The organism is Pseudomonas agronomica (genome assembly GCF_025917275.1).
GTDB classification, from domain to species: domain Bacteria; phylum Pseudomonadota; class Gammaproteobacteria; order Pseudomonadales; family Pseudomonadaceae; genus Aquipseudomonas; species Aquipseudomonas agronomica.
In genome coordinates this window covers 1-3,129 of record NZ_JAOSHO010000545.1, presented here as the reverse complement: position 1 = coordinate 3,129, position 3,129 = coordinate 1, and the positions used below count along the sequence as shown (strand labels likewise).

Sequence of the window (3,129 nt, the reverse complement as noted above, 5' to 3'; positions counted from 1 at the left end):
GCGAGCAAGCTCGCTCCCACAGGGGGGCTGATGTGGTTGTAGAACTTGTGATCCTGCTGCGGTTTTACAACGGCGCAGGCTGGATGATTTCAACCCAGTAGCCGTCCGGGTCCTTGATGAACGCCAGACTTTTCATGCGGCCGTCGTTAAGGCGTTTCTGGAAGTCACAGCCCAACGCTTCGAAGCGTTCGCAGGCGGCGACGACATCGGGCACGGAAATGCAGATATGACCGAAACCGCGCGGGTCGGTGTTGCCGTTGTGGTAGGCGAATGCCGGGTCGTTTTCGGTGCCATGGTTGTGGGTCAGTTCGAGGATGCCGGGGATCGATTTCATCCACTCGGTACGCGCCGCCGCGTCCGCCGGGATCTGGTTCTTGTCCACCAATGCCAGGAAGTACAGGCTGAATTCGGCTTCCGGGAAATCGCGCTTTTCCACCAGGGAAAAACCCAGCACACGGGTGTAGAAATCAAGGGACTTGGTGATGTCCTTGACCCGCAGCATGGTGTGGTTGAAGACGAACTTGGCCGTGGCGGCATCGGGTTGGGCAGTGACGCCTGGGAATGTGTTGAGTGCTTGCAGGCTCATGGGCCCTCCGGAAAATAAGTGGGGCAAACGGCGTCGCAAAACTGGGCGCGACGGTCCTGGGCTTGCGCTGGGCGGCTTCCTTGCAGGTGCGTCCATGATACGCAACGGGCATGGCATCGCCAAACTTCGCTATTGCCTGGTGATGCGACGCCCATCAGACTTCAGGATTCGCCCTGGAGTGCGTTTCAATGTTTCGATCGTTCCTTTCCCTTTCTTTGCTGCTGTTCGCCATCGCGGCGAGTACTGATGCCGGAGCGGCCGAACCGCAGATAATCTGGCCTCAAGGCTGGAAGGTCGAGTCGTTATCTGCCGATGCGCCAGCCCCGGGCACCTACCGGCAGCGTGCGACCAAGAACGACCTTTCAGGCAATGCCTTGATGGTCATGGAACTGACTGTAACGGCGGTGGCGGTGGACCATCAGCCGAACTTGCAAGGCGTGTTGCTGGAAATGCGAAAGTCCCTGCAAAAGGATTTTTTCCAAGGGGGTTATCAAAGCGTCTGCAATAAGATTCACCCTTCCATGTTGGGCGGCGTAACGGCGTTGGAAACCACTTGCACGATCACGCAGAACGGGCGTCATGTATTGTCACAGACGCTGGTCGTAGCACTAAGCGAGGGGAGCGCCTACGTGTTGTCCTATGCTGGACAGGCGCAGGTGTATGTTGAAAGCCAGGACGAAATACAGTCAGTACGAAATAGCCTGAAACTATAAGACCTCGGCGTACTACTCTGGAATTACTCCCAAAGTTCAGCCATAAAAAAGCCCTGAATGTATTCAGGGCTTTTTGCAAAGTGTTGCTGTCAGCCACGCAGCCACGAATCGACCGTGCTCGCGCCGTACTTTTCCTTCCAGGCTTTGAGGCCGCGATGGTTGCCGCCCTTGGTTTCGATGAGTTCGCCCGTGTGCGGGTTCTGGTAAACCTTGACGACCCTGGCACGGCGGGTCTTGGGAGTCTTGGCGGAGAGGCTGCCTGACTTGGACGGGTTCGGCTCAAGGATCGCGATAATGTCGCGCAGGCCTTTGCCGTAGGTTTTCATCAGTCCCTGGAGCTTTTCTTCGAATTCGATTTCTTTCTTCAGCCCGGCGTCATTCTTCAGTGCTTCCAGCTGTGCGAGCTGTTCCTGAAGGGCCTTCTCGGCTTTGCGAAATTCAGCGAGTCTGGACAATATCAATACTCCAATAGAAATAGATGGCTGATACCAACCGCAAACAAAGCTATAAGCCAAGCGCCTTGTAGCGACTCGGTGACTAATGACTCTCCTGCTATCTGGTACAGGCAGAAAAAATTGTAGTAGTTAAACCGAAAAGTGTAAATCGTAACTTTTTCGTTATGTAACAACAGTAGACGTTCTAGCGGGAGCTGGGCTTCCATCGTCAAGCGCTTGGCGGCGGAAAATGGCCATTAATGATACTCGGTGTGGCAATGATATGTTTTCCGCTAATCGCGCCAGCCAATAGAGAACGATGTATTAAGTTGGGCGCCGGGCCGTGAAAAGTCACTATTGCTCAGTGGGTTATTTCAAAGGGAGCTTGCTTTCATCAAGCCCAACTCCACGTCAGACCGGGTGCAGCGCCCGAGCCAGTTCGATAAACGCCAGGGTGGCGGGCGAGGCTTGCCGGCGGTCCAGCACCGCCAGGCCGATCTGGCGTGGGATCGGTGGCGATAGAGGGCGCATGACGATTCGTGAATTATCGAGGGGCGGCAACGAGCCTTCGGACACCACGCTTACCGCGTCGCCACGACCGACGATATCGAGCGTGCTGAGCAACTGCGAGCAGCGATAACGTACATTCGGTGTGAGCCGAGCGGCATTGAACAGGCGCCAGACCAGTTCCGACGAGCCGGCCTCGGTGAGTATGAAAGGGTCATCGCACAGATCGCCGAGCTTGAGGTTGGCCTGGGCGGCGAGGGGGTGAGCGGCGGGGAGCAGGGCGACCATCTGGTCCTCCATCAACGCGAACGTATCGAATCGCTCTTCGGGCAAGACCACGAAGCCGACGTCGATTCGCCGTTCATCCAGCCATTGCAGAACCTGCCGGTCCGGCCCCTCGTCAACGTGCACCTCGATCCCCGGGTGCAAGGCACGGAAGCGCTTCAGGATAGACGGCAGCAACTTCATCGATGATGTCGGACCGAACGAACCGATGCGCAACGTCCCGCGGCGCATCCCGCGGGCGTCGGCGGCTTCCTGGCGCAAGGTGTTCGCCAAGCCGAGCATGGCCCGCGCCCGCAACAGCAACTGCTGGCCTATGTCGCTGGGCTCGACGAGGGACTGATGCCGCCTGAACAATTCGACGCCCAATTCTTGCTCAAGGGTTTTGATGGCGTGTGACACCGCTGACTGGCCGATGCCCAAGCGTGTCGCGGCTGCCGTGAAGCCGCGCAGCTCGGCGACCAGCGAGAAGATTTCGAGTTGGGTGAGGGTCATGAGTAAAGGCTCATTTTACGATGACAATAGATGAGTAGAACAATACGACATCCCAACCATACACGGAACTTTGGCCCAGGCGCTTTTCCGTGGCGAGGGAGCTTGCTCCCGC

General features: G+C 57.2%; 4 protein-coding genes. 1 reads left to right on the top strand and 3 read right to left on the bottom strand.

The features are described from left to right. Nucleotides 1-64: 64 nt before the first annotated feature. Complete coding sequence (gene gloA / locus OC610_RS24210) at nucleotides 65-586, bottom strand: lactoylglutathione lyase (protein WP_264431460.1); 522 nt, start codon at nucleotides 584-586, stop codon at nucleotides 65-67. Between the two features lie 188 nt (nucleotides 587-774). Between gloA and OC610_RS24205 the strand changes: the two genes are divergently transcribed. Beyond that, complete coding sequence (locus OC610_RS24205) at nucleotides 775-1,299, top strand: DUF4946 domain-containing protein (RefSeq protein ID WP_264431459.1); 525 nt, start codon at nucleotides 775-777, stop codon at nucleotides 1,297-1,299. A gap of 89 nt (nucleotides 1,300-1,388) precedes the next feature. Here OC610_RS24205 and OC610_RS24200 read toward each other — a convergent pair whose 3' ends face one another. Next, nucleotides 1,389-1,754, bottom strand: a complete 366-nt coding sequence (locus OC610_RS24200) for a histone-like nucleoid-structuring protein, MvaT/MvaU family (protein WP_030142216.1) — start codon at nucleotides 1,752-1,754, stop codon at nucleotides 1,389-1,391. Between the two features lie 390 nt (nucleotides 1,755-2,144). Next, nucleotides 2,145-3,017, bottom strand: coding sequence for a LysR family transcriptional regulator (locus OC610_RS24195; protein ID WP_264431458.1), 873 nt, complete (start codon nucleotides 3,015-3,017; stop codon nucleotides 2,145-2,147). Between the last annotated feature and the right edge of the window lie 112 nt (nucleotides 3,018-3,129).

Bases quoted from the DNA above. Each gene is read 5' to 3' on its own strand.
- gloA (WP_264431460.1), bottom strand. From the start codon at position 586: ATGAGCCTGCAAGCACTCAACACATTCCCAGGCGTCACTGCCCAACCC.
- OC610_RS24205 (WP_264431459.1), top strand. From the start codon at position 775: ATGTTTCGATCGTTCCTTTCCCTTTCTTTGCTGCTGTTCGCCATCGCG.
- OC610_RS24195 (WP_264431458.1), bottom strand. From the start codon at position 3,017: ATGACCCTCACCCAACTCGAAATCTTCTCGCTGGTCGCCGAGCTGCGC.